The organism is Komagataeibacter kakiaceti JCM 25156, assembly GCF_000613305.1.
In genome coordinates this window covers 1-23,352 of sequence record NZ_BAIO01000012.1, presented here as the reverse complement: position 1 = coordinate 23,352, position 23,352 = coordinate 1, and the positions used below count along the sequence as shown (strand labels likewise).

The window sequence follows — 23,352 nt, the reverse complement described above, 5'->3', positions numbered from 1 at the left end:
GGGGCGCATGCCAGCACGCGCGGCCCGTGGCGGGGCGGGGTCTGGCTCAACAAACCACATCAGAGCGCGATCAGGCCGATGCGCTTGAGATGACAACGGACAAGGGCTCCGACTTCTGGCGCGAGACTTTCTACGGCTTCACGCGCGATAGCGGCCATTTTTACGGCCTGCATGCCCCTGCCCGCTTCACGGCGCAGCTTCGCATCCGTGCCGAATATGAGAAGCTGTACGATCAGGCCGGTCTCATGGTGCGCATTGACGAGACGCGTTGGGTCAAGGCCGGGATCGAACTCTCGGACGGGCGCGCCATGCTCAGCAGCGTGCTGACCGATGGCCGATCGGACTGGGCCACGGCTCCTTACGAAGGCGACCCGAAAGATTTCTGGATGCGCGCAAGCGTGGCGGATGGCGTGCTGCGGCTTCAGGTCTCGGGTGATGGCAGGATCTGGCCGCTCGTGCGCCTGGCCCCCTTCCCCGTGGCTGGGTCCTATCTGGTCGGGCCGATGTGCTGCACGCCTGAGCGTGAGGGCCTGAAGGTGCGTTTTTCTGACTGGCACCTGACCCCACCGCTTAACAAGCCGCTACACGACCTGACATGATGCCCCACCGCAGCGAAAAACAGAAAATGCTGGCGGGCGAGTTGTATGTGACCAGCGACCCCGAATTGCAGCACGATATGGCGCAATGTGCTGAGTGGCTTGCCCGGTACAACACCAGCAACGGGTCCCTGCCCGAATGGCTGGGCGCGGTTGGAGAGAACGCCTGTATCCGCCCGCCTTTTCATTGTGATTACGGCTACAACATTTTCCTTGGGCGCAATGTGTTCCTCAATTTCAACTGCATTGTGCTTGATGTAGTGCCGGTCAGGATCGGGGATGGAACGCAGATCGGTCCGGGCGTGCAGATCCTGGCAGCCGACCACCCGCGCGACCCGGCGCTGCGCGAGAAAATGCTGGAATCTGGCCGCCCCGTTACCATTGGCCGCAATGTCTGGATCGGTGGCGGCGCCATCATCCTGCCCGGCATCACGATCGGGGATCATGCCATTATCGGCGCTGGCAGTATCGTCACCCGTGATGTGCCTTCTGGTGTAACCGCGGCCGGTAATCCGGCGCGGCCCCTGCATCTGTGATCATAACCCCGGCAAACAGACACACCCATGGCTGAATTCCAGTTTCAACAGATCGACGTGTTTTCTGCCGAACCGGCCAGAGGCAATCCGGTGGCCGTGGTGATAGGGGCAGACGGCCTGAGCACCGAGCAGATGGCCGCTTGTGCCAACTGGACCAACCTGAGCGAAACCACGTTCCTGCTCCAGCCGACCATGCCGGAAGCAGATTACAGGGTGCGTATTTTTACGCCCCGGACTGAACTGCCGTTTGCTGGTCACCCTACCCTGGGTAGCTGTCATGCCTGGCTGGCTGCGGGCGGCCAGCCGCGCGGGAATACGATCGTGCAGGAATGTGGTCTGGGCCTTGTGCCGGTGCGCGCGCATAATGGCTGCTTTGCTTTTGCAGCGCCCCCATTGCGGCGTTCGGGGACGGTGCAGCCCGACCTGCTGCACCGGGTTGCGGATGGATGGACTGATAACGGGCCGGGATGGCTATCCATCATGCTGGGGTCCCGCAGGGAGGTTCTGGCGCTTGAGCCCGATTATGCAGCACTGTCGGACCTGTGTATCGGCGTAACAGGCCCTTGGGATCCCATCCACGATGGGCAACAGGCGCAGTTCGAGGTGCGCGCCTTCGCCATGGCCTGTGGGGTGAATGAAGATCCCGTGACCGGTAGTCTGAACGCCGGGCTGGCGCAGTGGCTCATCGGCAGCGGGCTTGCGCCCAGGCATTACATTGCCAGCCAGGGCACCTGCCTTGGCCGGGCCGGGCGCGTGCATGTCGATCAAGAAAATGGAAAAATCTGGGTTGGCGGGGTGGCAACGACCCTGATTGAAGGCGTGCTGCGGTTATAATCCTTCTTGCAGGAATTCACGGGACCTTTGCTGGCTTCAATATGGGAAGAGTGTCAGTTTTTGAGATACATAACATGCGCATGCATTGCCTGACATGAAAGCGGTATCTGCCTCTCTATTCCTTCCTGATCAGTTCCAGACCTTCTTCATATGTCGTCACGGAAAACTCAGGAAAATGGTGTTTGAATTTGGTTGAGTCGAAGAGATTGTCCTGCTCATAACGGGGCAGCAACTCTCTGATCTCCCGCACCTTTTTTGAAAAAATGCCTGCGATGACCAATGGCCATTTTCCAATGACCGAATAGGAAGGAGGACGTCCGAAAATCCTGCTCGCCATGGTGACAAATGTCTTGTAGGTCGGCCGCTCGTCACAGCATGGCAGATGCCAGGTCTGTCCGAAAGCACCCGGTGTATTGCCCAGCGTTGCCAGCGCGCGGCTCGCATCCGGCGTCCAGATGAGGGTCCGACGGGTGTCGTCACGGACAGGAACCAGGGGCCTTTTCCCTGCTTTCAGCCTGTCAATGATCAGGGCGTTGGTAAAGCTCTGGGTTTTTGCCGGACCATAGAATTCCGGTGCGCGGGCGATGAGCACGGGAATGTCTCCGCGTCCCATTTCCTGCAGCACCATGGTGGCCATTGCCGCGCGCACCCGTCCTTTCCGGCCAACCGGGGCAAAGCGCGTTTCCTCCGTCTGGATCTGGCTGTTCTGCGGATACATGTAGGTATTGTCGAAATAGGCAAAGCTGGCTCCCGCCATCCGGCAGGCCTGCAGGGCATTTCTCAGCATGACGGGAAACTGTTCTTCCCAGAGCCTGCTGTCAGGGGGCAAGCCGGCCGTGAAGTAGACAATCCGGCTGCCTTTCACCGCGTCTGTCGTCTGCCCTGCATCCAGCAGGTTCGCAGTCATGAGAGTATCGTCTTCGTTGACCTTACGAGGATTGCGGCTCACAAGCCGCAACTCCCCCGTATGATGCTGATGCAATGTCCGCGCCAGTTCCGTGGCGATCTGACCATTTGCGCCCAGTATTGTCTGCATGTGAGGCTGCCTCCATGACGTCAGGTAGGTTTGCCCTTACACCATTAACCTTGAAGTCAGATTTAATGTCAAACTACAGATTGACCTTCAACCGGGCTTGAACGTTACAGGACGATGGTCAGAAACGCTGCCGCACGGGAGGGGCCAGCCATGAACCGTCGTATCCTTCACGTTGTCACCAACACTACTCATTTCGGCAATTCCACGCATTTGACCGGATTATGGCTGTCGGAACTGACGCATGCGTGGGACGTATTTGCCGCCAGCGGCCATGAACAACGCATTGTCAGCCCAAAAGGCGGCAGGGTTCCGCTTGATCCGCGTGCATTGAAATGGCCGATGCGCGATGCCTCAACCAAGGCCTGGCTGGCCGATCCGGCAAAAATGGCCCTGCTGTCTTCAACAGATTGCCCCGCAGACATCAATCCGGGCGATTATAACGCGATCTACTTCACCGGCGGTCATGGCGTGATGTGGGATTTTCCCGACAATGAGGGCCTTCAGACCATCACCCGCGCACTATGGGAAAAGGGCGGTGTGGTCTCCGCTGTCTGTCATGGATATTGCGGACTGCTGAACACCCGGCTTGCAGACGGTTCCTTTCTGGTCCGCGGTCGGAAAATCACCGGGTTTTCGTGGACCGAGGAGAGGCTGGCGGGTGTCGCGCGCGAAATCCCCTACAACGCGGAAGCGCAGATGAAGGCACGGGGCGCGATTTATGAAAAAGCGCTGCTTCCGTTCATGTCCCATGTCGTGACGGATGGACGGCTGGTGACAGGACAGAACCCCTTTTCCGCCAGAGCGACGGCAAGGAAAGTGGTGGCGCTTCTGAATGGGGCTTAACGGGATACCGTCTTTTTACGGCGGCCAGGGCTTACCGACTGACGGCGGTCCGTCGCATCCAGAAGGCGGATATCGTCCGACGTGACGTCGAGGGCTTCGGGGTGTTCCGCAAGCATATTCGTCAGGACACGATGCGCATTGGCCGCACAGTCCATGTCGTCGGGGCGCGCCTGAATATCCTCGATCAGGCGGAGCAGATGCGCCCTGCTCTGGGCCAGGCGCACCTGCAACGCTTCGATATCCGCAATCTTGCGTGTCAGGGCATCCATCAATATAGCATGGTCCAGTGTTCCAGATCAGGGGGCAGCAGGGTGCGGATTTCATCCAGTGTAAACCCGGCCCGCTGCGCCGTTGTGATGAGACCCAGGATCATCACCGCCTGCTGCGGATAGGTCCGGTATCCGTTGGGCCGACGGTCAACCGTTTTCAGCAGTCCGATGCGCTCATAGAACCGGATTCTCGACGGTGTCAGGCCACTTAGGTGTGCCAGTTCTCCAATCTTCATGATTTACCCCCGGTCATGAACGCATGCTTGACCTTGAAGCTACCTTCAACGTTAGGCTCTGACCAGTATCCTGTTATTGATCGGCAAGGAGGCGTATCATGTCATTCGTCACGACATCTGATGGCGTGGAGATTTTCTACAAGGACTGGGGACCGAAGGATGCCCGGCCGATCGTCTTCCATCATGGCTGGCCGCTCAGCGCCGATGACTGGGACACGCAGATGCTGTTTTTCCTGAGCAAGGGGTTTCGCGTGATCGCGCATGACCGTCGCGGTCATGGTCGCTCGGCACAGGTGAGCGACGGGCACGACATGGATCATTATGCGGCGGATACATCGGCCGTTGTCGAACATCTCGACCTGAAAAACGCCATCCATGTCGGACATTCGACCGGCGGAGGCCAGGTTGCCCGCTATGTCGCGAAATATGGTCAGCCTCAGGGACGGGTTGCCAGGGCCGTGCTCATCAGTTCCGTGCCGCCCCTGATGGTTCAGACGGACCGCAGCCCTGACGGTGCACTGATCTCAGTCCTAAACGGACTGCGTGCGGGGCTTGCGGCCAATCGCGCGCAGTTCTTTCTGGATGTAGCCAGCGGACCGTTCTACGGCTTCAACCGCCCGGGAGCAGAAGTGTCGGAAGGCACGATCCGCAACTGGTGGCGTCAGGGCATGATGGGCAGCGCCAAGGCCCATTACGAGGGCATCAAAGCATTCTCCGAAACGGATCAGACCGAGGATCTGAAGGCCATCACAGTACCGGTGCTCGTGCTGCAGGGCGATGATGATCAGGTCGTGCCTTACCAGAACGCGGCGATCCTTCAGGACAGGCTGCTTCAGGACAGCACGCTGAAAATCTATCCCGGTTATCCGCACGGCATGCACACGACACATGCAGACGTCATCAATGCAGATATCCTGGCGTTCATTACCGAATGATGATCGCATCATGATGACGAGACGTTTAGCGTCAGCAGGTAGCGTCTGGCCTCTCCACCTGCCCTGTTGTGCGTTCAGTTCCCGCAATATCGCCGCGCAGAAATCTGTCCGTCGATGTCGGCTGAAGGTAACCTCGCTTACGGACGGAATGTCTTGACATGAAGACGTATTCTGACGGCAGTTTCTGCTTCACGAACAGCGTATTCGCTTGAGAGGGTAATGATCCATTTGTCCGTCTTCCGAAAGGAATGTGGCGTGTTCAGCTTGCGCCTGCGCCATCAGGAGATGATCAAACGGATCACGATGATGCAGAGGCAAAGACATCAGGATCTGCAGGTGTTCGGGTTGTATTTGCAGCAGAGAGAAACCTTCCGCAGGAATGGCTGCCAGAATATCGTTCATATCCGCGCCCAGTTTTCCGATACGGATTTTGATCGCAATCTCCCATAATGACACGATACTCACCAGAATATCGTGGACCGGATCTGCAATGATCTCCCGTGCATTCTCACCCAGCCGGTCGGAGTCCGAAAGCCACCAGAGCAACGCATGCGTATCGAGCAGAACCTTCACAGGTTGCGTTCCATGCTTTCAAGAATGTCCGGCGGCGTCTCATCAAAATCTTCGCTCATTCTGATCCGTCCTCGAAGAGCTCCTGGCTGACGGCGGGGGCGATAAGAAGGAGCTGGTGGCCGCAGTTCAGCCACAACCTCGTCATGAGACGTCACGAGGATCGTACTGCCCTGTCTGACCTGACGCAGATAAGCTGTCAGGTTTCCCCGGAACTCCCGAACACCGATTTTCTGTGGGGATGCTGCGTTATCTGAAAGATGCTCGCTCATGGCCTCCTCCTTATGTGTCATCATATCATGTACACATAAGGAGGAGGTAGAGAATTCCTGAGGCATATTCGATTTCAGAGATCAGTGGCTTCCGACAGTGCCAGAGCGTCCTCTACATCCACCCCAAGGTATCGAACCGTACTATCCAGTTTTGAATGACCCAGCAGGATCTGCACGGCCCGGATATTGCCGGTTCGTTTATAAATCATGGCAACCTTAGTCCGGCGGAGCGAATGAGTTCCATATTCCCCGGGGATAAGTCCCACCGCCTGAACCCATTGATCCAGAAGCCGGGCGTATTGCCTTGTGCTCAGGTGAGCTTTGACGCTTAGGCGACTTGGAAAAACATACTCATTCAAGCCACCACCTCGATGCTCCAGCCACGCCCGCACGCTTTCCCGCGTTGTTTCTGTAATTTCGAACTGTACAGGTCGCCGGGTTTTCCGCTGGACGACCATGGCTCGGTGACGCACCTGACCGCTGGTAACGACATCGCCGATACGAAGACTGACAAGATCGCAGCCTCTGAGTTTGCTATCGAGAGCAAGATCAAACAAAGCTCTGTCTCTGACACGCTGTTCGCTCTCCAGCCAGAACCGAATTGCCCAGACGTGCTTTTCTTTGAGCGCCCGCTTGGCGCCAACTATTTTTCCTGCATTCCAAGGCACGGACGCCTTCAGCGTAGGCGATGGAAAACGCGTTTTCTTTTCCATGATACTTTCTCCTGATCAGCTGCAGATGCAGCAATCAGAAGTCTGGAAAGGATATCGACGGATAACGAGAACTATTGCAGACCGTCTGCTTTCTGGAAATTCGCAAGGCTCCGATTATGACCGGCATGAGGGCGGCGGCTGCCTGTCTGCTTCTGTATCACTGAGCAGATAGGCAGATCAGGGGGGGAAACCGGCATGTCGCTTTTGGATGGTAAGGTTAGGAAAGCAGTCATTAGCGCATCGACGTTCACGACACAAATGGGCTTCTTATGAAGGTCAACTAGATTGATCTGCCTCGTCGCCCACTTCGACAGCCGGGAGCGGACCCGAACCAGCTTGGAAGGTTTTCACGCCAGCTTCAGGCATGTCCTCTGGCACTCCTGCGGATGATGCTTGAGGTAGGAGAACACGCCAGTTGATGGCCACCTCAGGGTCAAAATCTTTAGCGAGCATCGCCAGGGGCCCTACATGCAAGATATTGACGGCCGCGAAGTCCAGCAGAGCCTTAGCTTGAGGGATATCTCCACCACCCCGATAGCGCTCGGCAAGACTTAACACCATGCCCGCCTCGAACAGTTCTGGCACGCGAAGGCCGGACTTTTGGTTCCTCGTCTCGAAGTAGGTATCCAACACTTCTCGTTGCGAAGCGATCGGCCACGTCGGCGTGATGCTGCACAGTAAATGAAGGCACAGCGCCTCGATCGATGGATCGGTTAGGATATTGCTGCATTTTTCATAAACTTCAGCGAACCGCGCCGAACGCTCGTCCGGCTGCACAAATTGGTTAAACAGAATGTAAATGGCCGCGCTGGCGCGCCGGTCCTCTCCTTGCAACCGTGGTAAAATTTCCTCGATCTTGGCGCAGATCTCGCGCATGTCGGTGATGGGCTGCTTGGTTAGCATGCACGCCGCGACTTGCCCGAGCTGCGCAGAAAAGTACTTCCGACACGCCCCTTTGACGAACCCCATCTGCTGCCAGATCCAGTACTGCGGCGCCATTTCGGCCGATATGATCCCAAAGCGTTCGAGACGGTAGTCGTAATCCTCCGTTTGGCACTTCGGTTGCTGAGTGACGAACTCAAGGATCACATGTCGTGCAACGCGCGCGAGGCCTTCCAAGGTAAGAAACGTCGCGTGGCCGCTACGAATAGTCTCGCGATAGGATAAGTCTGTATCGAGCATTTGCGGCAGATTCTGCAGCCGATGCACATACTTGGACCTAAGATCGTAGGCCTCCTTCAGGGCATCGCGCAGATCGAGGCGACCAGGTGCGCCTACAGGACCGCTCTCCAAAAAATAAGAGTCGGGGAGATGGGCGAGGACGAATTCGCGAAATCGTCGTTTCAGGGCAACATGCTCACCCTTCAGAATGGCATCGCGCACTCGACCGGCTGTCACCTCGTCCGCATCCTTTAGTGCTTTGTCGATCCTCTGACGCCGCCCCTGTTCGTAGTCGCTCCATTGCGCAGTGTGGCCATCGAAATCCTGAGCCAAGGACTCCAGGGAGGCGACCATCAAGGTATAGGCGAGTTCCAGATCGTCGGCTACACGATGTAGTCCGGTGACGTAGGTGCGAATGGCCCGCATCACAGCAAGAAAACTTTTCCGCTCTAGTCCAATTAGATCGTCGATAAAACCGTTAAGCATTTTGTCGTCGTTCTCATTGAGTATGATCTCCTTATCGAACACCTTACGCACGAGCTTGGCGGGGGGCGTCATTACGCCCAAACTCCTCTTGTCACTCAGCAACCTAGTGCAGAGATCGGGGTCGGGCGTACAGGTCACACGTAAGACAAAGGAAACAACCGCTGCAAAATCCTGCAGATAAGGTTGGACGCCATGCGAGATCAGAACGCCCACTCTAGGCTCGTCATCGAACTGTTCGGTAACCTCGTAGACGATTGGTCGAGGAAGGTTGGCTGCGTCTGCCTGGAGCAAGCGACCAGCCTTAGTGACAATCGCGTCATCCTCCATCCGCATCAGCAAGAGATTGGAATAGAGCACGCCCCGGAGTTCGTTCGTGCGGCGCACACCGTCCGGATATAGCTTGCCCGAGTTAATTTGGAGCATATAAACGAATTCCCTATAGAACTGTTTTCTGCATCGCAGCCGCCGCCGCTCATCTTAAGATCTAACCGGCCCTAGTGTCCTGCCGCCCGTTAGAAGAATTGCATATATCGCTACGCGAAAAGAAACTCAGAGGTTCACATATCCTAAAAGCAGGCGACTGCCGTCTGTCCTATTCCAATTGAGTAGACAGACAGCGATCGCAGATGAGTGGAAAAAGTCGGATTTCAGCATACTTACATGAAAAACTAGAAAGACACATCTTCCACATTCCATGCCGAGGTCAGTGGGAGCGCGCCCTTTGGAAGCGGTAGGTTTGTCACCAAGAACAGGTTCAAGGTGTCATCACGATCCATGAACATGACTTGAGAGCGCTTACTAGCACTACAGTTGCAGTTTATTTTCCGAGCCAGAAAAACGTAAAAATTGCGGTTTTTCCCGCCGTAGACAGCCTGAAATTCGAACCTTCTGGAAAGCATGGGAAACATGAACAATTAGAGAACAAAGCAAACTGCAACCGTAGTGCTAAACAGATGGACAAGCATACATCAAGACGATCCTTACTCAATATGGAATGCTCCACTAGATTAATTTTCGATGTGGTTTGATATAAATGGAGAATACCAAAAGAAAAGGGAATATTGTAAAAATGATTCCATTTTTTATTATTATTTACTATGTGCGAATTTTTCTATAACCGGCACAATGTTGTCAATAATATAATGCGGGATATATAGTACTGAGTATGTAGAAATCAAGACAATAAAAAAATTATACACGAAACCCAATATCTTATTTTCAATATGAAAAATTGCTATAGAAGACAATATAGATCCGACAAGAACTAGAAAAGTAGTCATTGAGCATATTATTAATGTGCTTAATATCATAGAAATAGCCAACAGTACAATATTACCTGACTCATGATATAGATATTGAACTGTTGCTAGACATATTAACCATGTGATGAATTTAAAAACTTTCTCGGAACATGAGAAAACAAAATCAAAGTTATTAAAAGAACCATTTGACTTTGCTTCTGACATACCAGCACATATAGATTTTACTAACTTAACTACATATAAATCGGTCATAAATTATACACCCATTCCATACACTTCAAATATTATATTATTTATAGTGATTTTTTTAATGTAATGTTATCACTTTCATTGTTCTTTCATAGCATAGGCGATCCATTTATATGTCATTGCACGATCTGTAGCGCGGTTTATACTCGGATCCAAGCGATTTGACCCACTATCTGTTTGGTTGCGTAGTGTTATTTTCTGCATGTCCAACGGTCGCATTATGGAATACAGGGATTAACTGTTCTCGTATAATTTTTGAACTAAAAGTTAGTAATGATATGAGAATAGGGATGGAAATAGCAAAACTCAATATCTTTATAAAAATATTATCACTTTCAAGATATTTTCCGAATAAAAACAATACAATTTCTATTATGAAAATGCCCGTTACGGCGGATAATAATGTATACATTATTAACCACAAAGAAGCCACATATGGGTCTCGTGTTTTTTCTGCAATATAATATGCTGCGGATGTTGCCACAATCCAAGAAGCTATTTTGAATACTTTGTCTGCAAAGCTATATACAAGGTTGAATCTGGGGAAATGCGTTTTGCTTTTTTTGTTATTTTCTGACATATAATGTATCTTATAAAAGTTGCCTACATCATAATTCATTTTTTCCATTTTCAATAGTCTCTGTATAGGCTTTCTTCGCGTGACAACTCTTACAAAGCACTTGAAGGTTGCTTTCTTCAAATTTCAAATGCGGGGCTTGGCACAAAGGTATGATGTGATCCACCACTAGCACTACAGTTGCGGTTTATGTTCGGGCCAGAAAGATGAATAAATTGCGTTTTTTCTCGTCATAGACAGCCTGAAATTCGAGCCTTCTGGAAAGTATGGGAGTGATGAACAATGGGCGAACAAAGAAAATTGCAACTGTAGTGCTAGAAGAATATAGCCTGACAGTAGATTGCAATACACCCATCTTCGTCACTGCTACACGACAATGTCTGCTTACAGGATGATCTTACTCAAGAAACACGTCTGCAATGAAGGCGAAAGCTGCCATGGTTCCTGATCAACGATTTGGTCAATCGAAAAATCTATCGGCCATGCGCGAGATCGGATGATGAGCATCGCGAGGTGAATGTCGCGAGGGCAGGACGGTGCGGATATACCGCGTATAATAAGGCTAATCTGTCTGCAGTGCCTGCTTCGGTACCGACTACATTATACTGATATGAATGCATGCCCGTGCTCTTCGGGTCATTCCGGGAATGATCGCTTGTGAGATCCCCTACAACAGTCTTTGCCCCTTTTGCTTCTGCCACTCCCCTCAGCCAGTCTACTCGACGCGCGAGACTGACGGTCGCAAGCCTGTTCTCTGCCCAAGGCGGCCCTTTCACCTTTGATGTGGCGGCTGGTGAATGTGTGACGGTCAGCGGACCATCCGGTAGTGGAAAGTCCGTTCTGCTGCGTATGATCGCGGATCTTGATCCCCATGAAGGGGACTGCCTGCTTGACGGTGTGGCATGTTCCGGAATGTCCGTGGCGGCATGGCGTCGACTGGTGCAATATGTTCCGGCCGAACCTGGATGGTGGTCCGATCATGTTCTCGATCATATGGCGGACAGCGATGAAGTGCGGGACCTCATGGTGGATTTTGGGCTTGCGGGGCACTGTCTTCAGACACCGCTTTCGCGCCTGTCAACGGGGGAGCGCCAGCGGCTGGCGCTGCTCCGGGCGATTTTACTGCATCCCGGGGTGCTGTTGCTCGACGAACCCTGTTCCGCGCTGGATGAGACCTCAACCGGCCGGGTCGAGCGTGTCCTTCAGGCCTGGCAGGCGCGGGGAACCGTCATCGTTCTTGTCTCCCATGACATGCGACAGGCCGGGCGTATGGGGGACAGACATTTTCGCATGCACGCTGGCCGACTGGCAGGCATCACGCCGTGAGTCCGATTATCCTGACCACACATGACCTGCTGGTTGCCGCGCTGCTGATCGCTGCGGGCGCTGTTCTGTCGCGCCTGCTCGCGCTGGACCTGCAAAGACTGCTTCTGGTCTCGGCCGCGCGCATGGCGACGCAGCTTGCGCTGGTAGGCAGCATCCTGCTGTCTGTGTTCCGCCAGACATCGGTGTGGCCGACACTGGGTGTACTTGGCGTGATGTTCATGGCTGCAGCGTATGAAGCCGGAGCCCGCCAGCAGACCCGGCTTACGCCCGGCTGGCATTTCGCTATTGGAGGCATTGCGACGGTTACAGGTACCGTCATGGCGGCGCTGATCGGACTGCTGACCGCATTGCAGCCCCACCCCTGGTATGTGGCCAGGACGGCCATTCCGCTGACCGGACTGTTGCTGGGTAATGCCATGAACGCGACGAGCCTGTCGATGAATACACTTTTGTCCACCATCACGCGGGAACGTCAGGCGATTGAGGCCCGGCTTATTCTGGGGGCAACCCGTACACGGGCCATGAACGGACTGATCCGTCAGGCAATCCGGTCTGCCTTGCTGCCCACCCTCAACCAGATGGCGGCGGCCGGAATCATTACCATGCCCGGCATCATGACCGGACAGATCCTGGCAGGAATGAGCCCGCTGGATGCTTCAAAATACCAGATCCTGCTGATGTCCCTGATTGTCAGCGGAAACATGACGGGGGCTACACTCGCGGCCGGCCTGACGGCCTGGCGATTGACAGATAGCCGGGCACGGCTGCGCCTTGAGCGCCTGCAGTCACCCATTTCAAAAACAAAATCGTCCTGACGCCCTCCCTTCCTGCTTCAGGTGTGCATCATGCTACCGGACAGTCATGCAGAAAGGGGGAAATGAATTCCGCTTCGCTGCCAAGCTCATGCTCGATTTCAAGCAGACGGTTATATTTCGCGATCCGCTCGCTGCGGCAAAGCGAACCGGTCTTGATCTGTCCCCCGCCCATCGCGACAGCAAAGTCTGCGATGAAGGTATCTTCCGTCTCTCCAGAACGATGAGACACGATATAGGACCATCCCGCGCGCCTTGCCGCGTCAACAGCAGCAATGGTCTCCGTCACCGTACCAATCTGGTTCAACTTGATCAGCACGGCGTTGGCCGTCTTTTCACGGATGCCACGTTCAATGAACGCGGGATTGGTGACGAAGATGTCGTCACCAACAATCTGTAAACGCCCGCCGAGTTTTGCAGTCTGCGCGGTGAAGCCGGCCCAGTCATCCTCGGCAAGCCCGTCTTCCAGTGAAACAATGGGATAGCGGTCGATCCATTCCGCATAAAGCGCAGTCATTTCATCGGAAGTGCGCGTGACGGGCGTGCCGTTTACCTTCAGGCGATAAGCGCCCTCATGGCCAAAAGATGAGGCCGCCGGATCCAGCGCAATGGCGATATCGGGACCGGGACGATACCCGGCCCTTTCGATTGCTTCCACGATCAGGGCGCAGGCGGTTTCGTTATCCGCAAGTTTCGGCGCAAAGCCACCTTCGTCACCGACCGAGGTAACATGACCCTGTTCATGAAGAAGGGAACGAAGCGCATGGAAAGTCTCGCTCCCATAGCGCAGGGCTTCCGAAAAGGTCGGAGCACCGTGCGGCACGATCATGAACTCCTGGAACTCCAGCCCGTTGGCAGCATGCAGACCGCCATTCAGCACGTTCATCATGGGAACCGGCAACCTGCGGGCGCCACTTCCACCGAGGCTGGCATATAAGGAAATGCCCGCAGCGGCCGCCGCCGCTCGTGCCACGGCCATCGATACGCCGAGGATCGCGTTCGCGCCCAGCCCTGCCTTGTTTCCGGTTCCGTCGCGTTCCAGCATGATCCGGTCGATGGCAGCCTGCCGTCGCACATCCTGACCGACCAGCAAAGGCGCAATCACATCGCGGACATTGGCAACTGCCCGACAGACGCCCCTGCCGCCATAGCGGGCGTGGCTCTGTGTTGACGGCGTAGAATCCGGTTGCGGTCCATCACGCAGCTCGTGGGCTTCGAACTGTCCGGTAGACGCGCCAGACGGAACGGATGCAACGGCTCCTGTTCCACCATCGAGCACCAGCATCACACGAATGGTTGGATTACCCCGGGAATCAAGGATTTCAAGCGCGTCGATGCTGTGGATGCGGAAATCATTATCGGAAACCATCATTATATCCTTCCATTCCGATGGTCGCGGAAGGACATGGATCTCCTGCCGCGACAACATATGTCGCATGGGCAGGAGTCATCAGCCCTGAGGGCGGTTACGGGAGGAACTCCATCTCCCTGCGCGGTCAATCAAAGCACATGTCACGACGATCATGCCGGTTCCTACGACGATATCGTTCCAACACTTGACAGGCGCCATCGTTCACGGGTGATACTGGTTATGGCAATGGATTCTGCCTGATCGCTACATGGCGGTCGAACCGCTTCCCTGGTGGAGGCTGATGATTCCTACCCTGCGGGCCTGCATGGGGGGAATCCGTCCGACTTCTTTCCTCCTTACCATATGGCTCCGTTACTGACCGTTTGGGGGAGAATGACGTCATGCGCCTTCTGGTTGTTCTGGATCGGCCTGATACCGCGCTTTTCACACTCGGGACCGCCGGAGCGCTGGCCGAGCGGCTATGTGCGGATCAGATTCGTATCCTGCATCCGCGTCTTGCGGACAATCCTGCATTCCAGACGCCCGACGAGGGGATGCCCACCACCGAGGAGCAGCAGCGCTTTGCGCGTGATGTGACGGCACGTGCTGACAGGCTGCGTGAAATCGCCTCTGCCTGGATAGGCTCGGCATCACCCGATGCACAGCACCGACCAGACAGGCAATGGGTCGAAATCGCGGGAGATGTCCGCAAGATCGCGGCACAGGAAGCACGAAGCGCCGATTTTGTCATTCATGGCCGCCCCCGGGCAGGCGATCCGGCCTATGTGGTGGATGCCTTTGCGGGCATTCTCTATGACGCCGAGGCCACCCTGATTGTCGCACCATTGCAGGACTATGCCTCCGTCGGGCACAGGCCGGTGATCGGATGGCATCCCTCGCACGCGCTCGATAACGCCATATCGGCCGCCATGCCGCTGCTGGAAACCGCCGAGCGCGTGACGCTCATTATCGGTGAACACGATGGCAACGAAACCCCACTGCCGGCTTTCGCCAGCACCCTTGGCAGGCGGGGCGTACAGATCAATGTCGACCGGTTCAGGATCGACGGTGATGTCGGGGAACAGATCCGCACCCATGCACTGGCCGCGAATGCCGATCTCCTCATCATGGGGGCCTATACCCGACCGCATTTCCTTGAGTGGCTGTTCGGCGGCCCGACACAGGATCTTTTCGCCCACGCCACCCTTCCCATCCTGACCCACCACTGAATATTGAACACAATGCCTGCGGTGCGCGCACATGTATGCAGGCATGAAGGATAGTTTTCGATGATGTCTGGCGTCCTTACCCCGCTGTGGATCGCTGTCGCAGGCGCGATGGGGACATTGCTCCGTTATTACGCAGGTATCCTGACACTTTCATGGAGCCAGCGGTTACCGTGGGGTACAATCCTGATCAACATAACAGGTTCTTTCGCCATTGCCTTTTTCAGTGCCCTGACGGCCGCCCATGCCCGCTTCCCGGCATCAAACGAAACCCGGTTGATCGTCATGGCAGGACTCTGCGGCGGTTACACGACATTTTCGTCTTTCAGCCTCCAGACGATCGACCTCGCCCGGGATGGAGCCCTGGTTCGTGCCCTGCTCAATGTCGCGCTGTCTGTGGTGCTGTGTCTTAGCGCCACGGCCCTCGGCTATGTATCCGCCGAGGCTGTCAACGGACGTTCTGCCAGCATCCACGCCTCTCCCATGCATGATTCAGATCTTCCGCGGAAATAAAAACGTCCCCCTTCTGCCCGGATATCCATAACGGCAGTCCGGGGCGGTTTTACTGAACAAGACCAAGTTCAAGGCCGATATAGGCCAGCACGCCGCCCCCCATGAACAGAGCCATGCCCCACGCAACACGGGACCCGTGAACCGTTCCGGCCAGGGCGACGCCCATAAGCGCCAGCAGCGCGAGCGTCGCCAGAAGGCCCAGCCATGAAGGACCGGGAAGTATCATGGCCAGAAGAAGCGGTGTCATTGACCCCGCCAGTCCGCAGACGGCCGCAAGCATCGCACCCAAGGCAGAATTGACGAGCGCTTTCCGCCCCAGGGCCGTGGCAGACATATGACTGCTCGGACGCAGGTTCAGTTCCCTTTCAATTCCGACAAGTGCAGTTCGTTCCTGTGCATAGTGGGCAACAAAAAATACGAACAGCGTCGTCAGCCCTGCGGCCATCCCCACCCGAAATGCCAGCGTGTACGTTATGACGTGCCCGTGACCAAGGAAACTGCGTGATGCCAGCGTCAGTGCATTCAGGATGCCGTCCACGGTTCCCACTACAATATCAAGCCGGTTCTCAACTTCATGGAACCATCGCAGGGGGCGGCCGGATCTCATCGGCGTCGTGGCACGCTTTCGATAAGCCTGTCGCCCGTGGCAAGGTGGTCAAGACTGTGGACCACGGCCCCTGTTTTTTCGATTGCCTCCACAATACTTTCGTAATCCATGTTCTCCCCCTCGATCGTAACATCCGTTCCGATGGTTTCCGTGTCGATTTCGGTCACGGTAATGCTGCAGGCCGCCACACCGGGAGATGACTGGATCGCCGCGGCGACGGCAGTCAGCGTTGGACCACGCATGGACAGATCAACGTCAAGGAGAACCCGCCGCACATTCAGTTGCCCGTCCATGGCAGACCCTTTCCGTGTCCAGGGATATTCAGGAAAACCGGGGAATTACTTACGGGTATGGATACTTTCGTTGATACGTTCCACGGACCATTCGCCGTAGCGTGGCTTAAAGATGCTGACACCGCAGGGGTCTGACGTAAATTTCCAGTAATTGCGCAGGGGAAGGCATAGAATGGCGAGTATCAATGTCCTGATGACACTGTCATGTGTTACGATGACGACCGTTCCGTTTTCTGCCTGCGCAAGGGCTTCATTCGCAGCCCCTACGGCACGTTGGGCAACAGCTTCAAGCGTGTCGCCATTCGGGATGCGCGCGAGATCAGGCGTCCGCATCCATGCGCCGTAATCCTGAGGATACGCCGCAGCGACATCCTCGTGGGAATGCCCCTGCCAGTCGCCATAATTGAAATCCATCAAGCCAGTCATGGGGGAAACCGTTTCACCATGATGGTTGGCAATAGCCCTGGCAGTCTCGACACAGCGTGACAGGGGACTGGACGCAACGACTTTGATATCAGACGTCGCAGCCAGATAATGCGCTGTCGAGGCGGCCTGCTCCCGACCGCGGTCCGTCAGGGGAAGATCCTGCGTCCCCCGGAAGCTGGGCGGTTTGATGCCCGGTACCTCGCCATGGCGGACCAGAATCAGACGTGATGTACCATGCGGTGATAATACTGGCGGAAAAACAAGGGCTGTCATTGGATATACCTCCGGCTTGCGCTTCACGCGTCGTGCCAGGAGTCATCAGCCAAAATGGCGGTTATAAGGAGGAACCCCATCTCCGTGTATCCAGTAATAGTGAACGTCCGTTTCTTCCGTCAAGACAATACGCATAGGGTATTGAAACACCCCTCGCAATTTAATGTGTTTCCTACGCTTGACTTCAGATGCCTGTTCTGTCCAGTCTGACTATGGCAATGGACTCTGCCAGACCATGAAGGTCGAACCGCCTGCAAGGGCTGATGATTCCTACCTCGCCTTATGGCACCAAGGGGTGGAGTCTGAATCGGGTCATGCCAAGCATCTTTCTTTTGTCACGCGCAGATGACAGGGCCAAGGCCCTGCGTAGCCACATGTCTTTCCGCATTCCACGGACGAATATGACAAATTCCCTTCGCCATCTGCTCAGTGGATGGTTTGCGAACCTGCGTACAACTCTCAGATGGGCAGGTCTGCTGCTACCCATGGCAGCCATCATTGGCAGCCTCTGCGCCTTGTTTCTCTGGATGCTGGACAATGTGACGACATACCGTTTCGCCCATCCCTGGCTTCTCTATCTTTTGCCACTGGCCGGAATCATGACGGGGCTGCTCTATCACTGGTTTGGCCGATCGGCCGAAGGGGGCAACAACCTGATCGTCGACCAGATCCATGAACCCGGTGGCGGCGTGCCGCTCCGCATGGCCCCTCTGGTGCTGATCAGTACCGTCATCAGTCATCTGTTCGGTGCCTCGGTCGGGCGCGAAGGCACGGCCGTGCAGATCGGCGGTAGCATCGCTGGTGGTTTCGTGCGTCTCTTCCAACTCGAAAAGGAGGCCATGCGGATCATCCTGATGTCGGGCATCGCTGCAGGATTTGGCGCCGTTTTCGGCACGCCTATCGCTGGCGCAATATTCGGTCTTGAAGTTCTAACGGTAGGTAGGATCGAATACACTGCCCTGGTGCCGGTTGCTGCATCGTCAATCATTGCAGACTGGACCTGCCATAGCTGGGGTATCCATCATGTCCCCTACCATCTCGGCTTTGTTGGTTTCCCCGATCACACAGGCGATGTTTTCCATGCCAATCTGCTGCTGCTCGCCAAAGTCGGGCTTGCCGCTGTAGCTTTCGGTCTGACGAGTCTGGCATTCGCGGAGAGCGTGCATCGACTTGCGCCGATCTTCCGCAAGCTTTGCCCGATCGCATGGCTGCGCCCCGCGATCGGCGGGATCGTCACGATCATGCTCGTCTATCTTGTTGGCACGCGGGACTATCTCGGTCTTGGCGTCACCCCAGCCGTGCCCGGCGGAATCGCCATTGTCAGTTTCTTCGGCCCCGGTGACTTTACGTGGAGTTGGCTCTGGAAACTCGTGTTCACCGTGGCGGCGCTGGCTTCAGGCTATAAAGGGGGCGAAGTCACGCCGCTCTTTTTTATCGGCTCGGCACTTGGCCATACACTCGCTGGCCTGCTTGACGCGCCGGTCGACCTGATGGCTGCGATTGGTTTTGTCGCCGTCTTTGCTGGCGCAGCCAATACCCCATTGGCCTGCACGCTTATGGGCGTGGAATTGTTTGGCGCTGCGGACACCGTTTACCTGGCGGTCGGCTGTTTCATTGCCTACCTCTGCTCCGGCCATTCGGGGATTTACCTCTCCCAGCGCATCGGCGTGCCCAAAATCCGTCATCCGTTGATTATGGGCGGAATGGCCTTGCGCCACGCACGCACCCTGCGACGCGAACCAGACTCGTCCCGATAGCAATACTTACCCTATCATTTGCGTAAGGATAGTTGCCAATCATGACCGATACAAAGATGCTAACGACCCATCGTGCCGGTATGATCCGGATTTTTATGACACGCGGCACCCGCGCGGTCGGAAAAGGACGCGGACGGCTTTCCTTCCTGTCTCGACGTCGACCGCTCTACCTGGAACTTATCCATGCCGCGCGCCATGCAGCTTCAAGAGTTCCAATGCCCATTTTTCCAATTACAGCCTTGGCAAAAACCAGAGAATCGAAACGACGATTGGAGAAATACCCAATCATTTTCTCTCTGTTTACGTGGATATTATCGGAGACCATGACCGCCTGAAAGAATTTTGCCAGAATCACGAATACATGCTCACCGAGGCCAGTATATACTACAAACCCCTTGAATACTGGACGTTCTCTTCGGTGTCAGAGGTAGATAACACCTCTACTGAACGGGTTTGAGAGTGTCAGAATATCTAATAGGCGCCGTCGTTTTTTGGATTCCAGCAAACAAGGACCGACGTGCGTTTCCTGCGCTTCGGTGATCAAAAACACACGACAGTCCCAAGCCTTGCGGACGGTTCTCTCTCACCAGCGCGTATTTCCAAACAGGCTCCATGATAGCTCAGATCTAACCGACTTATGTCTGCTATCTGGAAACCGCTTTCCGAGAATGTTTGACTGAAATGAAGGCGACTGCTGCCTGTCTGCTCCTGCATCACTAAGCAGACAGGCCGATCAGAAGGGGTAAGCTGACGGTCCGCTTGCGGTTTATCCAAAGGTGTATCCGAGCACGCCCGACTACCAAAATCATGCCAGGACAGTCGTCATGCCGTCGGAGCGATATGGCAGAAGCACCATCGCGTGGGTCAGTCCGAGAGGGTAATGACGATTTTCCCGACATGGCTGCCAGTCATGAGATGGTCAAATGCCTCTCGCGCGTGGGCAAAGGGAAACACGCTGTCGATCACGGGCTTCAGGCCTGACGCGGTCCATGCACGCACAAGGCCTTCCAGCATAGGCCTGTCACCCACAGCGACAGAACGGACGACTGCACCGCTGCCTTTGAGGTGGAAATAGTCAATTCCCGGATTGTCACTACTCAGAAACCCGACCAGCACAACCTCTCCACCCCAGCGAACAGCTTCGAGAGACTGATTGATCGTCGCAGGGCCACCGACTTCAACGACACAGTCCACGCCTGCTCCACCAGTGATGTCATCTTTGATGTATCGGCCCCATTTCGGAATATCCCTGTAATTGACAATATGATCGGCCCCCAATGCTTCAGCCGTTCGGCCTTTTCCGCACTGGACGTCGTTGAGATCACAGTCGCTCCCACGGCTTTGGCAAGCTGTACCGCAAACATCGAAACTCCACCTGTACCAAGGGTCAGGACTGTCTGTCCGGCTCGCATGGGGGCACTGCCCGAAAGCGCGTTCCAGGCCGTCACGGCCGCACAGGGAAGAGTGGCTCCTTCCTCAAATAAGACCTTCTTCGGAAGCGATACCACCGCTTCCTGTGAGACGACCTTGTATTCAGTCAGCCAGCCATCCGAACCGGTGCCATAGCTTTCCAGCATCAACCCGAGAGGCGGTCTGCCACCCAGCCAGCCGGCATGAAAACTGCCGACAACCTGATCTCCCGGGCGGAAAACCGTCACGTCTTCGCCAACACTGACGACTTCCCCTGCCGCATCGCTGCATGGGATAAGCCCAGACTTCGCTGGCCAGACATAGCGACCGAGAGTGGGTGCGATATCACGATAATTCAGTGAAACAGCACGTACCTTTACAAGAACTTCTCCGCGCTGAGGTGCGGGCATCGGCTCACTGTGCATGGAAAGGTCATTGAGAGAAGATAGGGCGTCGAAGCGCCACACGCGCATGGACATGGCAGGTGTTTCCTTCAGCCAGGGAGGCAGCCGGGACCGCTGTTGCGCCTTTCTCTGTGCTATGGTGCTGTCGTCGTGACAAGAACGCACAAAAAAGTCCAATACCCACCAAAAGGTAACCATGCCCGATTCAGATATGAAAACCATCTACAATGCTCGTCCCCGTTCCAGCTCGGCCGCCGATATGCAGTGCGCCATTCGCATTCTCGAAGGACGGTGGAAGATGATGATTCTGGCCTGGCTTTTTGAGGGGCCGGTCATGCGTTTTTCAGACCTGCAAAGAGCCATACCGGATATTTCACAGAAAATGCTGATCCAGCAGCTTCGTGCGCTGGAGCAGGAAAAGGTCATTTTCCGCACGGTCCACGCACAGGTTCCGCCTAAAGTCGAATATGGCCTGACGGACATTGGCAAAGCGCTCGGTCCGGTTTTCATAGCCCTGCTGGACTGGGCGGATCTGAGACGCGCAGCTAAAGCGTCCGATGCATAGCCGTTCAACGATCGCCAGGCAGATCCGGTTTCGGAAACATGCTGGTGGGCATGTAGCGTCGGGGATGAACGTAATTACTGACCGTCTGCTTTCTGCTTCTGTCGAGCAGGCAGTCTGATACGCGTTTTATTACCTTTCTATCGCCCTACACCTTCATAGTGGCCATCATCGTCCGTGTTTTTGCCCGCGGCAATGCGTCTCCACAAAAAGCAGCAATCAGCCAAGCTTCACCGACAGCTCAACGTCCCCGTCAAATGGCAGCGAGAGATACCCGGCGGCCGGAGAGCGCACCCGCGCCAGATAATCCGGACTGTAATCGGCATTATCCGCAACAATCATCGCGCCAGGGCGTAGCCTGCTTTCCAGCAGCGCAAGGATGTCGGGATAAAGCGGCTTGGCACCGTCAAGCAGCACAAGGTCGATGGTCTCGGGCAGATTGGTGGCGAGCGTGGTCAGGGCATCCCTCTCGCGCATCTCCACAAGATCAGCCAGCCCGGCTTCTTCAACGTGCTGCCGCGCACGGACAATCTTGGAAGGTTCAAACTCGGTGGTGATCAGCCTGCCACCACCATTGTCGCGCAGGGCAGCGGCAAGATGGATTGTCGAAATCCCGAAGGATGTTCCAAATTCCACAATATGCTGCGCCCGCATGACACGGGCCAGCATGTATAGGAGCCTGCCTGTTTCGCGTGAGACGGGAAGCCACAGGTCTTTTGCGAGACCGTAGAATTGCACATAGTCAGCCCGGCTGCCGACCAGACGCTGCAACTCCTCTGGGGCCAAGTTAGAAACGGCAGGGCTCGTGGCGGCGTCCGCCTCGGCGAACAGCCGGTCGAGCAGCGGAGCAACAGGCGCGCTCATCAGGGTGGGCGCTTTATCAGGGGTCATGATGTGATCTCTGTTCAGGAACGGGGTTGCTGCGCTTTACCTTGCGCACCCCGCAAAAATACGATTGATTCATCGCGTTTCCTATTCGCATTCCCCGGAACACCATGACCGATCGCCGCAACCCGAGGATTTCCGTCCGCAAACAGCCCGGCCAGGCGCGTTCGGCCGCACTTGTCGCCACGATTCTGGAAGCCGCTGTTCGTGTTCTGGCCGAGGAAGGCGCCACACGCTTCACCACGGCCCGTGTGGCGGAAAAAGCTGGTGTGAGCATCGGTTCGCTCTACCAGTATTTCCCCAACAAGGCCGCCATCCTGTTCCGGCTCCAGACCGACGAATGGCGTGAGACGACCGCGATGCTGCGCAATACGCTTGACGACGCCAGCAAACCACCGCTGGCGCGTTTGCGAGTACTAACCCATGCTTTCATCCGTTCGGAATGCGCAGAAGCATCCGTTCGTATAGCACTCGACGATGCCGCCCCCCTCTATCGGGATGCACCAGAAGCCGCAGAAGTGCGACAGGTAGGAAATGAGATCATCCAGCGCTTTATGCGCGAAGTCCTGCCGAACGCCTCAAACGACGAGCGCGCCCTGGCAGGTAACCTCATCAGGACGACTTTCGGTGCGGTCGGCAAGGCGTTCTCGGAAACACCCCGAAGCGACGTGGAAATCGCAGCCTATGCCGATGCCATGGCCGATATGTTCGAAGCGTATCTGCTCCGGCTCTCTGGAAACATCTGATCGGAATCTGTCATCCGAATGTGGGCCGCTCTAAGTGCGCCAGACCATCTTCGGCTCAGTCAGAAGACGCCCCTCCCCGGCTTTCACGCATTTGTGAAAGTGGACAAAACCGCGCCCCGGTACCTTTTCGTCTGTTTCCTATGTGTTTCCTGCGGTGGAAATCTGGACACAAAAAAGCCGCCTCTA

At 55.6% G+C, this 23,352-nt stretch carries 27 protein-coding genes, 2 pseudogenes and 4 riboswitches; of the genes and pseudogenes, 13 read left to right on the top strand and 16 right to left on the bottom strand.

Annotated features, from left to right (window positions below):
• From JCM25156_RS20850 to JCM25156_RS02375, 3 genes and pseudogenes are all read left to right on the top strand, one after another.
• Nucleotides 1–599: pseudogene (locus JCM25156_RS20850) on the top strand (DUF1349 domain-containing protein); the annotation flags it as partial.
• Nucleotides 596–1,132 (top strand): sugar O-acetyltransferase, encoded by a 537-nt coding sequence (locus JCM25156_RS02380; RefSeq protein WP_025811979.1) that lies wholly within the window; start codon nucleotides 596–598, stop codon nucleotides 1,130–1,132. The pseudogene JCM25156_RS20850 and the gene JCM25156_RS02380, both read left to right, overlap by 4 nt.
• A gap of 27 nt (nucleotides 1,133–1,159) precedes the next feature.
• On the top strand, nucleotides 1,160–1,966 hold the full coding sequence (locus JCM25156_RS02375; protein WP_025811977.1) for a PhzF family phenazine biosynthesis protein: 807 nt from the start codon (nucleotides 1,160–1,162) through the stop codon (nucleotides 1,964–1,966).
• A gap of 115 nt (nucleotides 1,967–2,081) precedes the next feature.
• Here the strand turns inward: JCM25156_RS02375 and JCM25156_RS02370 are convergent, their stop codons facing one another.
• Nucleotides 2,082–3,002, bottom strand: coding sequence for an SDR family oxidoreductase (locus tag JCM25156_RS02370; RefSeq protein WP_025811975.1), 921 nt, complete (start codon nucleotides 3,000–3,002; stop codon nucleotides 2,082–2,084).
• A 150-nt stretch (nucleotides 3,003–3,152) separates the two neighbouring features.
• Here JCM25156_RS02370 and JCM25156_RS02365 point away from each other — a divergent pair, with 150 nt between their 5' ends.
• Nucleotides 3,153–3,845 carry a type 1 glutamine amidotransferase domain-containing protein gene (locus JCM25156_RS02365; protein ID WP_025811973.1) on the top strand — a complete coding sequence of 231 codons (693 nt, stop codon included), beginning with the start codon at nucleotides 3,153–3,155 and terminating at the stop codon, nucleotides 3,843–3,845.
• On the opposite strand, the gene JCM25156_RS30525 is transcribed toward JCM25156_RS02365, so the two are convergent.
• The gene (locus JCM25156_RS30525) at nucleotides 3,842–4,114 is read right to left on the bottom strand and encodes a MerR family transcriptional regulator (RefSeq protein WP_242402412.1); all 273 of its coding nucleotides are present in this window, start codon (nucleotides 4,112–4,114) and stop codon (nucleotides 3,842–3,844) included. The two genes, JCM25156_RS02365 and JCM25156_RS30525, sit on opposite strands and share 4 nt — an antisense overlap.
• Nucleotides 4,114–4,350, bottom strand: a complete 237-nt coding sequence (locus tag JCM25156_RS30520) for a MerR family transcriptional regulator (protein ID WP_242402411.1) — start codon at nucleotides 4,348–4,350, stop codon at nucleotides 4,114–4,116. The genes JCM25156_RS30525 and JCM25156_RS30520 overlap by 1 nt, the downstream gene beginning before the upstream one ends.
• A 98-nt stretch (nucleotides 4,351–4,448) precedes the next feature.
• On the opposite strand from JCM25156_RS30520, the gene JCM25156_RS02355 reads away from it, so the two are divergent.
• Nucleotides 4,449–5,285 carry an alpha/beta fold hydrolase gene (locus JCM25156_RS02355; RefSeq protein ID WP_025811971.1) on the top strand — a complete coding sequence of 279 codons (837 nt, stop codon included), beginning with the start codon at nucleotides 4,449–4,451 and terminating at the stop codon, nucleotides 5,283–5,285.
• Between the two features lie 189 nt (nucleotides 5,286–5,474).
• Here JCM25156_RS02355 and JCM25156_RS02350 read toward each other — a convergent pair whose 3' ends face one another.
• The 6 genes from JCM25156_RS02350 to JCM25156_RS32515 all read right to left on the bottom strand — a co-directional run bounded on the left by JCM25156_RS02350 (nucleotide 5,475) and on the right by JCM25156_RS32515 (nucleotide 10,741).
• A complete protein-coding gene (locus JCM25156_RS02350) occupies nucleotides 5,475–5,858 on the bottom strand; it encodes a type II toxin-antitoxin system VapC family toxin (RefSeq protein ID WP_025811970.1) in 384 nt (127 codons plus the stop codon).
• A complete protein-coding gene (locus JCM25156_RS27565) occupies nucleotides 5,855–6,193 on the bottom strand; it encodes a type II toxin-antitoxin system Phd/YefM family antitoxin (RefSeq protein ID WP_183480640.1) in 339 nt (112 codons plus the stop codon). The genes JCM25156_RS02350 and JCM25156_RS27565 overlap by 4 nt, the downstream gene beginning before the upstream one ends.
• An 8-nt stretch (nucleotides 6,194–6,201) precedes the next feature.
• Entirely contained in the window at nucleotides 6,202–6,840 is a 639-nt protein-coding gene (locus JCM25156_RS02340; protein WP_025811968.1) for a tyrosine-type recombinase/integrase, read from the bottom strand.
• Nucleotides 6,841–7,116: 276 nt separating this feature from the next.
• Nucleotides 7,117–8,910, bottom strand: coding sequence for a hypothetical protein (locus tag JCM25156_RS02335; protein WP_025811967.1), 1,794 nt, complete (start codon nucleotides 8,908–8,910; stop codon nucleotides 7,117–7,119).
• Between the two features lie 1,257 nt (nucleotides 8,911–10,167).
• Nucleotides 10,168–10,617: a hypothetical protein gene (locus JCM25156_RS28500; RefSeq protein ID WP_148299275.1), complete on the bottom strand. Its 450-nt coding sequence runs from the start codon at nucleotides 10,615–10,617 to the stop codon at nucleotides 10,168–10,170.
• Nucleotides 10,607–10,741 carry an HNH endonuclease gene (locus JCM25156_RS32515; RefSeq protein ID WP_407637090.1) on the bottom strand — a complete coding sequence of 45 codons (135 nt, stop codon included), beginning with the start codon at nucleotides 10,739–10,741 and terminating at the stop codon, nucleotides 10,607–10,609. The genes JCM25156_RS28500 and JCM25156_RS32515 overlap by 11 nt, the downstream gene beginning before the upstream one ends.
• A gap of 617 nt (nucleotides 10,742–11,358) precedes the next feature.
• On the opposite strand from JCM25156_RS32515, the gene JCM25156_RS02330 reads away from it, so the two are divergent.
• Both JCM25156_RS02330 and JCM25156_RS02325 read left to right on the top strand, forming a co-directional pair.
• On the top strand, nucleotides 11,359–11,901 hold the full coding sequence (locus JCM25156_RS02330) for an ABC transporter ATP-binding protein (protein WP_306301733.1): 543 nt from the start codon (nucleotides 11,359–11,361) through the stop codon (nucleotides 11,899–11,901).
• Complete coding sequence (locus JCM25156_RS02325) at nucleotides 11,898–12,716, top strand: ABC transporter permease (protein WP_025811964.1); 819 nt, start codon at nucleotides 11,898–11,900, stop codon at nucleotides 12,714–12,716. The genes JCM25156_RS02330 and JCM25156_RS02325 overlap by 4 nt, the downstream gene beginning before the upstream one ends.
• Nucleotides 12,717–12,744: 28 nt before the next feature.
• On the opposite strand, the gene eno is transcribed toward JCM25156_RS02325, so the two are convergent.
• Entirely contained in the window at nucleotides 12,745–14,082 is a 1,338-nt protein-coding gene (gene eno, locus JCM25156_RS02320) for a phosphopyruvate hydratase (protein ID WP_034958114.1), read from the bottom strand.
• A gap of 65 nt (nucleotides 14,083–14,147) precedes the next feature.
• Nucleotides 14,148–14,210: riboswitch (Fluoride riboswitch) on the bottom strand.
• An 87-nt stretch (nucleotides 14,211–14,297) separates the two neighbouring features.
• A riboswitch (Fluoride riboswitch) is annotated at nucleotides 14,298–14,382 on the top strand.
• 83 nt (nucleotides 14,383–14,465) lie between these two features.
• Here eno and JCM25156_RS02315 point away from each other — a divergent pair.
• Together JCM25156_RS02315 and crcB are read left to right on the top strand one after the other, a co-directional pair.
• Complete coding sequence (locus JCM25156_RS02315) at nucleotides 14,466–15,293, top strand: universal stress protein (RefSeq protein ID WP_025811962.1); 828 nt, start codon at nucleotides 14,466–14,468, stop codon at nucleotides 15,291–15,293.
• A 60-nt stretch (nucleotides 15,294–15,353) separates the two neighbouring features.
• Nucleotides 15,354–15,803 (top strand): fluoride efflux transporter CrcB, encoded by a 450-nt coding sequence (gene crcB, locus JCM25156_RS02310; protein WP_025811961.1) that lies wholly within the window; start codon nucleotides 15,354–15,356, stop codon nucleotides 15,801–15,803.
• A gap of 49 nt (nucleotides 15,804–15,852) precedes the next feature.
• On the opposite strand, the gene JCM25156_RS02305 is transcribed toward crcB, so the two are convergent.
• From JCM25156_RS02305 to JCM25156_RS20840, 3 genes are all read right to left on the bottom strand, one after another.
• The gene (locus JCM25156_RS02305; RefSeq protein WP_242402410.1) at nucleotides 15,853–16,341 is read right to left on the bottom strand and encodes a hypothetical protein; all 489 of its coding nucleotides are present in this window, start codon (nucleotides 16,339–16,341) and stop codon (nucleotides 15,853–15,855) included.
• A 65-nt stretch (nucleotides 16,342–16,406) separates the two neighbouring features.
• The gene (locus JCM25156_RS02300) at nucleotides 16,407–16,703 is read right to left on the bottom strand and encodes a DUF211 domain-containing protein (protein WP_084296404.1); all 297 of its coding nucleotides are present in this window, start codon (nucleotides 16,701–16,703) and stop codon (nucleotides 16,407–16,409) included.
• Between the two features lie 45 nt (nucleotides 16,704–16,748).
• Nucleotides 16,749–17,429 (bottom strand): histidine phosphatase family protein, encoded by a 681-nt coding sequence (locus tag JCM25156_RS20840; protein WP_242402409.1) that lies wholly within the window; start codon nucleotides 17,427–17,429, stop codon nucleotides 16,749–16,751.
• 2 nt (nucleotides 17,430–17,431) lie between these two features.
• Nucleotides 17,432–17,495, bottom strand: a riboswitch (Fluoride riboswitch).
• A 112-nt stretch (nucleotides 17,496–17,607) separates the two neighbouring features.
• Nucleotides 17,608–17,682, top strand: a riboswitch (Fluoride riboswitch).
• Between the two features lie 121 nt (nucleotides 17,683–17,803).
• Here JCM25156_RS20840 and JCM25156_RS02290 point away from each other — a divergent pair.
• A complete protein-coding gene (locus tag JCM25156_RS02290) occupies nucleotides 17,804–19,159 on the top strand; it encodes a voltage-gated chloride channel family protein (protein ID WP_025811959.1) in 1,356 nt (451 codons plus the stop codon).
• Between the two features lie 41 nt (nucleotides 19,160–19,200).
• Complete coding sequence (locus JCM25156_RS27550) at nucleotides 19,201–19,494, top strand: hypothetical protein (RefSeq protein ID WP_242402408.1); 294 nt, start codon at nucleotides 19,201–19,203, stop codon at nucleotides 19,492–19,494.
• Between the two features lie 529 nt (nucleotides 19,495–20,023).
• On the opposite strand, the gene JCM25156_RS30515 is transcribed toward JCM25156_RS27550, so the two are convergent.
• Nucleotides 20,024–20,437: a zinc-binding dehydrogenase gene (locus JCM25156_RS30515; protein WP_242402407.1), complete on the bottom strand. Its 414-nt coding sequence runs from the start codon at nucleotides 20,435–20,437 to the stop codon at nucleotides 20,024–20,026.
• Between the two features lie 272 nt (nucleotides 20,438–20,709).
• Nucleotides 20,710–20,979 (bottom strand): annotated as a pseudogene (locus JCM25156_RS30510) (alcohol dehydrogenase catalytic domain-containing protein); the annotation flags it as partial.
• Between the two features lie 205 nt (nucleotides 20,980–21,184).
• Between JCM25156_RS30510 and JCM25156_RS02280 the strand changes: the two are divergent.
• The gene (locus JCM25156_RS02280; RefSeq protein WP_242402406.1) at nucleotides 21,185–21,538 is read left to right on the top strand and encodes a winged helix-turn-helix transcriptional regulator; all 354 of its coding nucleotides are present in this window, start codon (nucleotides 21,185–21,187) and stop codon (nucleotides 21,536–21,538) included.
• A 216-nt stretch (nucleotides 21,539–21,754) separates the two neighbouring features.
• Here JCM25156_RS02280 and JCM25156_RS02275 read toward each other — a convergent pair whose 3' ends face one another.
• Nucleotides 21,755–22,426 carry an O-methyltransferase gene (locus JCM25156_RS02275; protein ID WP_025811957.1) on the bottom strand — a complete coding sequence of 224 codons (672 nt, stop codon included), beginning with the start codon at nucleotides 22,424–22,426 and terminating at the stop codon, nucleotides 21,755–21,757.
• A 104-nt stretch (nucleotides 22,427–22,530) separates the two neighbouring features.
• Between JCM25156_RS02275 and JCM25156_RS02270 the strand changes: the two genes are divergently transcribed.
• On the top strand, nucleotides 22,531–23,166 hold the full coding sequence (locus tag JCM25156_RS02270) for a TetR family transcriptional regulator (protein ID WP_025811955.1): 636 nt from the start codon (nucleotides 22,531–22,533) through the stop codon (nucleotides 23,164–23,166).
• Nucleotides 23,167–23,352 lie beyond the last annotated feature (186 nt).

Excerpts from the sequence above, each read along its gene's own strand:
- JCM25156_RS02270 (WP_025811955.1), top strand. The coding sequence starts at position 22,531 with ATGACCGATCGCCGCAACCCGAGGATTTCCGTCCGCAAACAGCCCGGC.
- JCM25156_RS02315 (WP_025811962.1), top strand. The coding sequence starts at position 14,466 with ATGCGCCTTCTGGTTGTTCTGGATCGGCCTGATACCGCGCTTTTCACA.
- JCM25156_RS02290 (WP_025811959.1), top strand. The coding sequence starts at position 17,804 with ATGACAAATTCCCTTCGCCATCTGCTCAGTGGATGGTTTGCGAACCTG.
- JCM25156_RS02275 (WP_025811957.1), bottom strand. The coding sequence starts at position 22,426 with ATGACCCCTGATAAAGCGCCCACCCTGATGAGCGCGCCTGTTGCTCCG.
- JCM25156_RS02335 (WP_025811967.1), bottom strand. The coding sequence starts at position 8,910 with ATGCTCCAAATTAACTCGGGCAAGCTATATCCGGACGGTGTGCGCCGC.
- JCM25156_RS02280 (WP_242402406.1), top strand. The coding sequence starts at position 21,185 with ATGAAAACCATCTACAATGCTCGTCCCCGTTCCAGCTCGGCCGCCGAT.
- JCM25156_RS30520 (WP_242402411.1), bottom strand. The coding sequence starts at position 4,350 with ATGAAGATTGGAGAACTGGCACACCTAAGTGGCCTGACACCGTCGAGA.
- JCM25156_RS30525 (WP_242402412.1), bottom strand. The coding sequence starts at position 4,114 with ATGGATGCCCTGACACGCAAGATTGCGGATATCGAAGCGTTGCAGGTG.
- JCM25156_RS02355 (WP_025811971.1), top strand. The coding sequence starts at position 4,449 with ATGTCATTCGTCACGACATCTGATGGCGTGGAGATTTTCTACAAGGAC.
- crcB (WP_025811961.1), top strand. The coding sequence starts at position 15,354 with ATGATGTCTGGCGTCCTTACCCCGCTGTGGATCGCTGTCGCAGGCGCG.
- JCM25156_RS02300 (WP_084296404.1), bottom strand. The coding sequence starts at position 16,703 with ATGGACGGGCAACTGAATGTGCGGCGGGTTCTCCTTGACGTTGATCTG.
- JCM25156_RS02365 (WP_025811973.1), top strand. The coding sequence starts at position 3,153 with ATGAACCGTCGTATCCTTCACGTTGTCACCAACACTACTCATTTCGGC.
- JCM25156_RS02340 (WP_025811968.1), bottom strand. The coding sequence starts at position 6,840 with ATGGAAAAGAAAACGCGTTTTCCATCGCCTACGCTGAAGGCGTCCGTG.
- JCM25156_RS28500 (WP_148299275.1), bottom strand. The coding sequence starts at position 10,617 with ATGAATTATGATGTAGGCAACTTTTATAAGATACATTATATGTCAGAA.
- JCM25156_RS02375 (WP_025811977.1), top strand. The coding sequence starts at position 1,160 with ATGGCTGAATTCCAGTTTCAACAGATCGACGTGTTTTCTGCCGAACCG.
- JCM25156_RS02370 (WP_025811975.1), bottom strand. The coding sequence starts at position 3,002 with ATGCAGACAATACTGGGCGCAAATGGTCAGATCGCCACGGAACTGGCG.
- JCM25156_RS27550 (WP_242402408.1), top strand. The coding sequence starts at position 19,201 with ATGACCGATACAAAGATGCTAACGACCCATCGTGCCGGTATGATCCGG.
- JCM25156_RS02380 (WP_025811979.1), top strand. The coding sequence starts at position 596 with ATGATGCCCCACCGCAGCGAAAAACAGAAAATGCTGGCGGGCGAGTTG.
- eno (WP_034958114.1), bottom strand. The coding sequence starts at position 14,082 with ATGGTTTCCGATAATGATTTCCGCATCCACAGCATCGACGCGCTTGAA.
- JCM25156_RS27565 (WP_183480640.1), bottom strand. The coding sequence starts at position 6,193 with ATGCCTCAGGAATTCTCTACCTCCTCCTTATGTGTACATGATATGATG.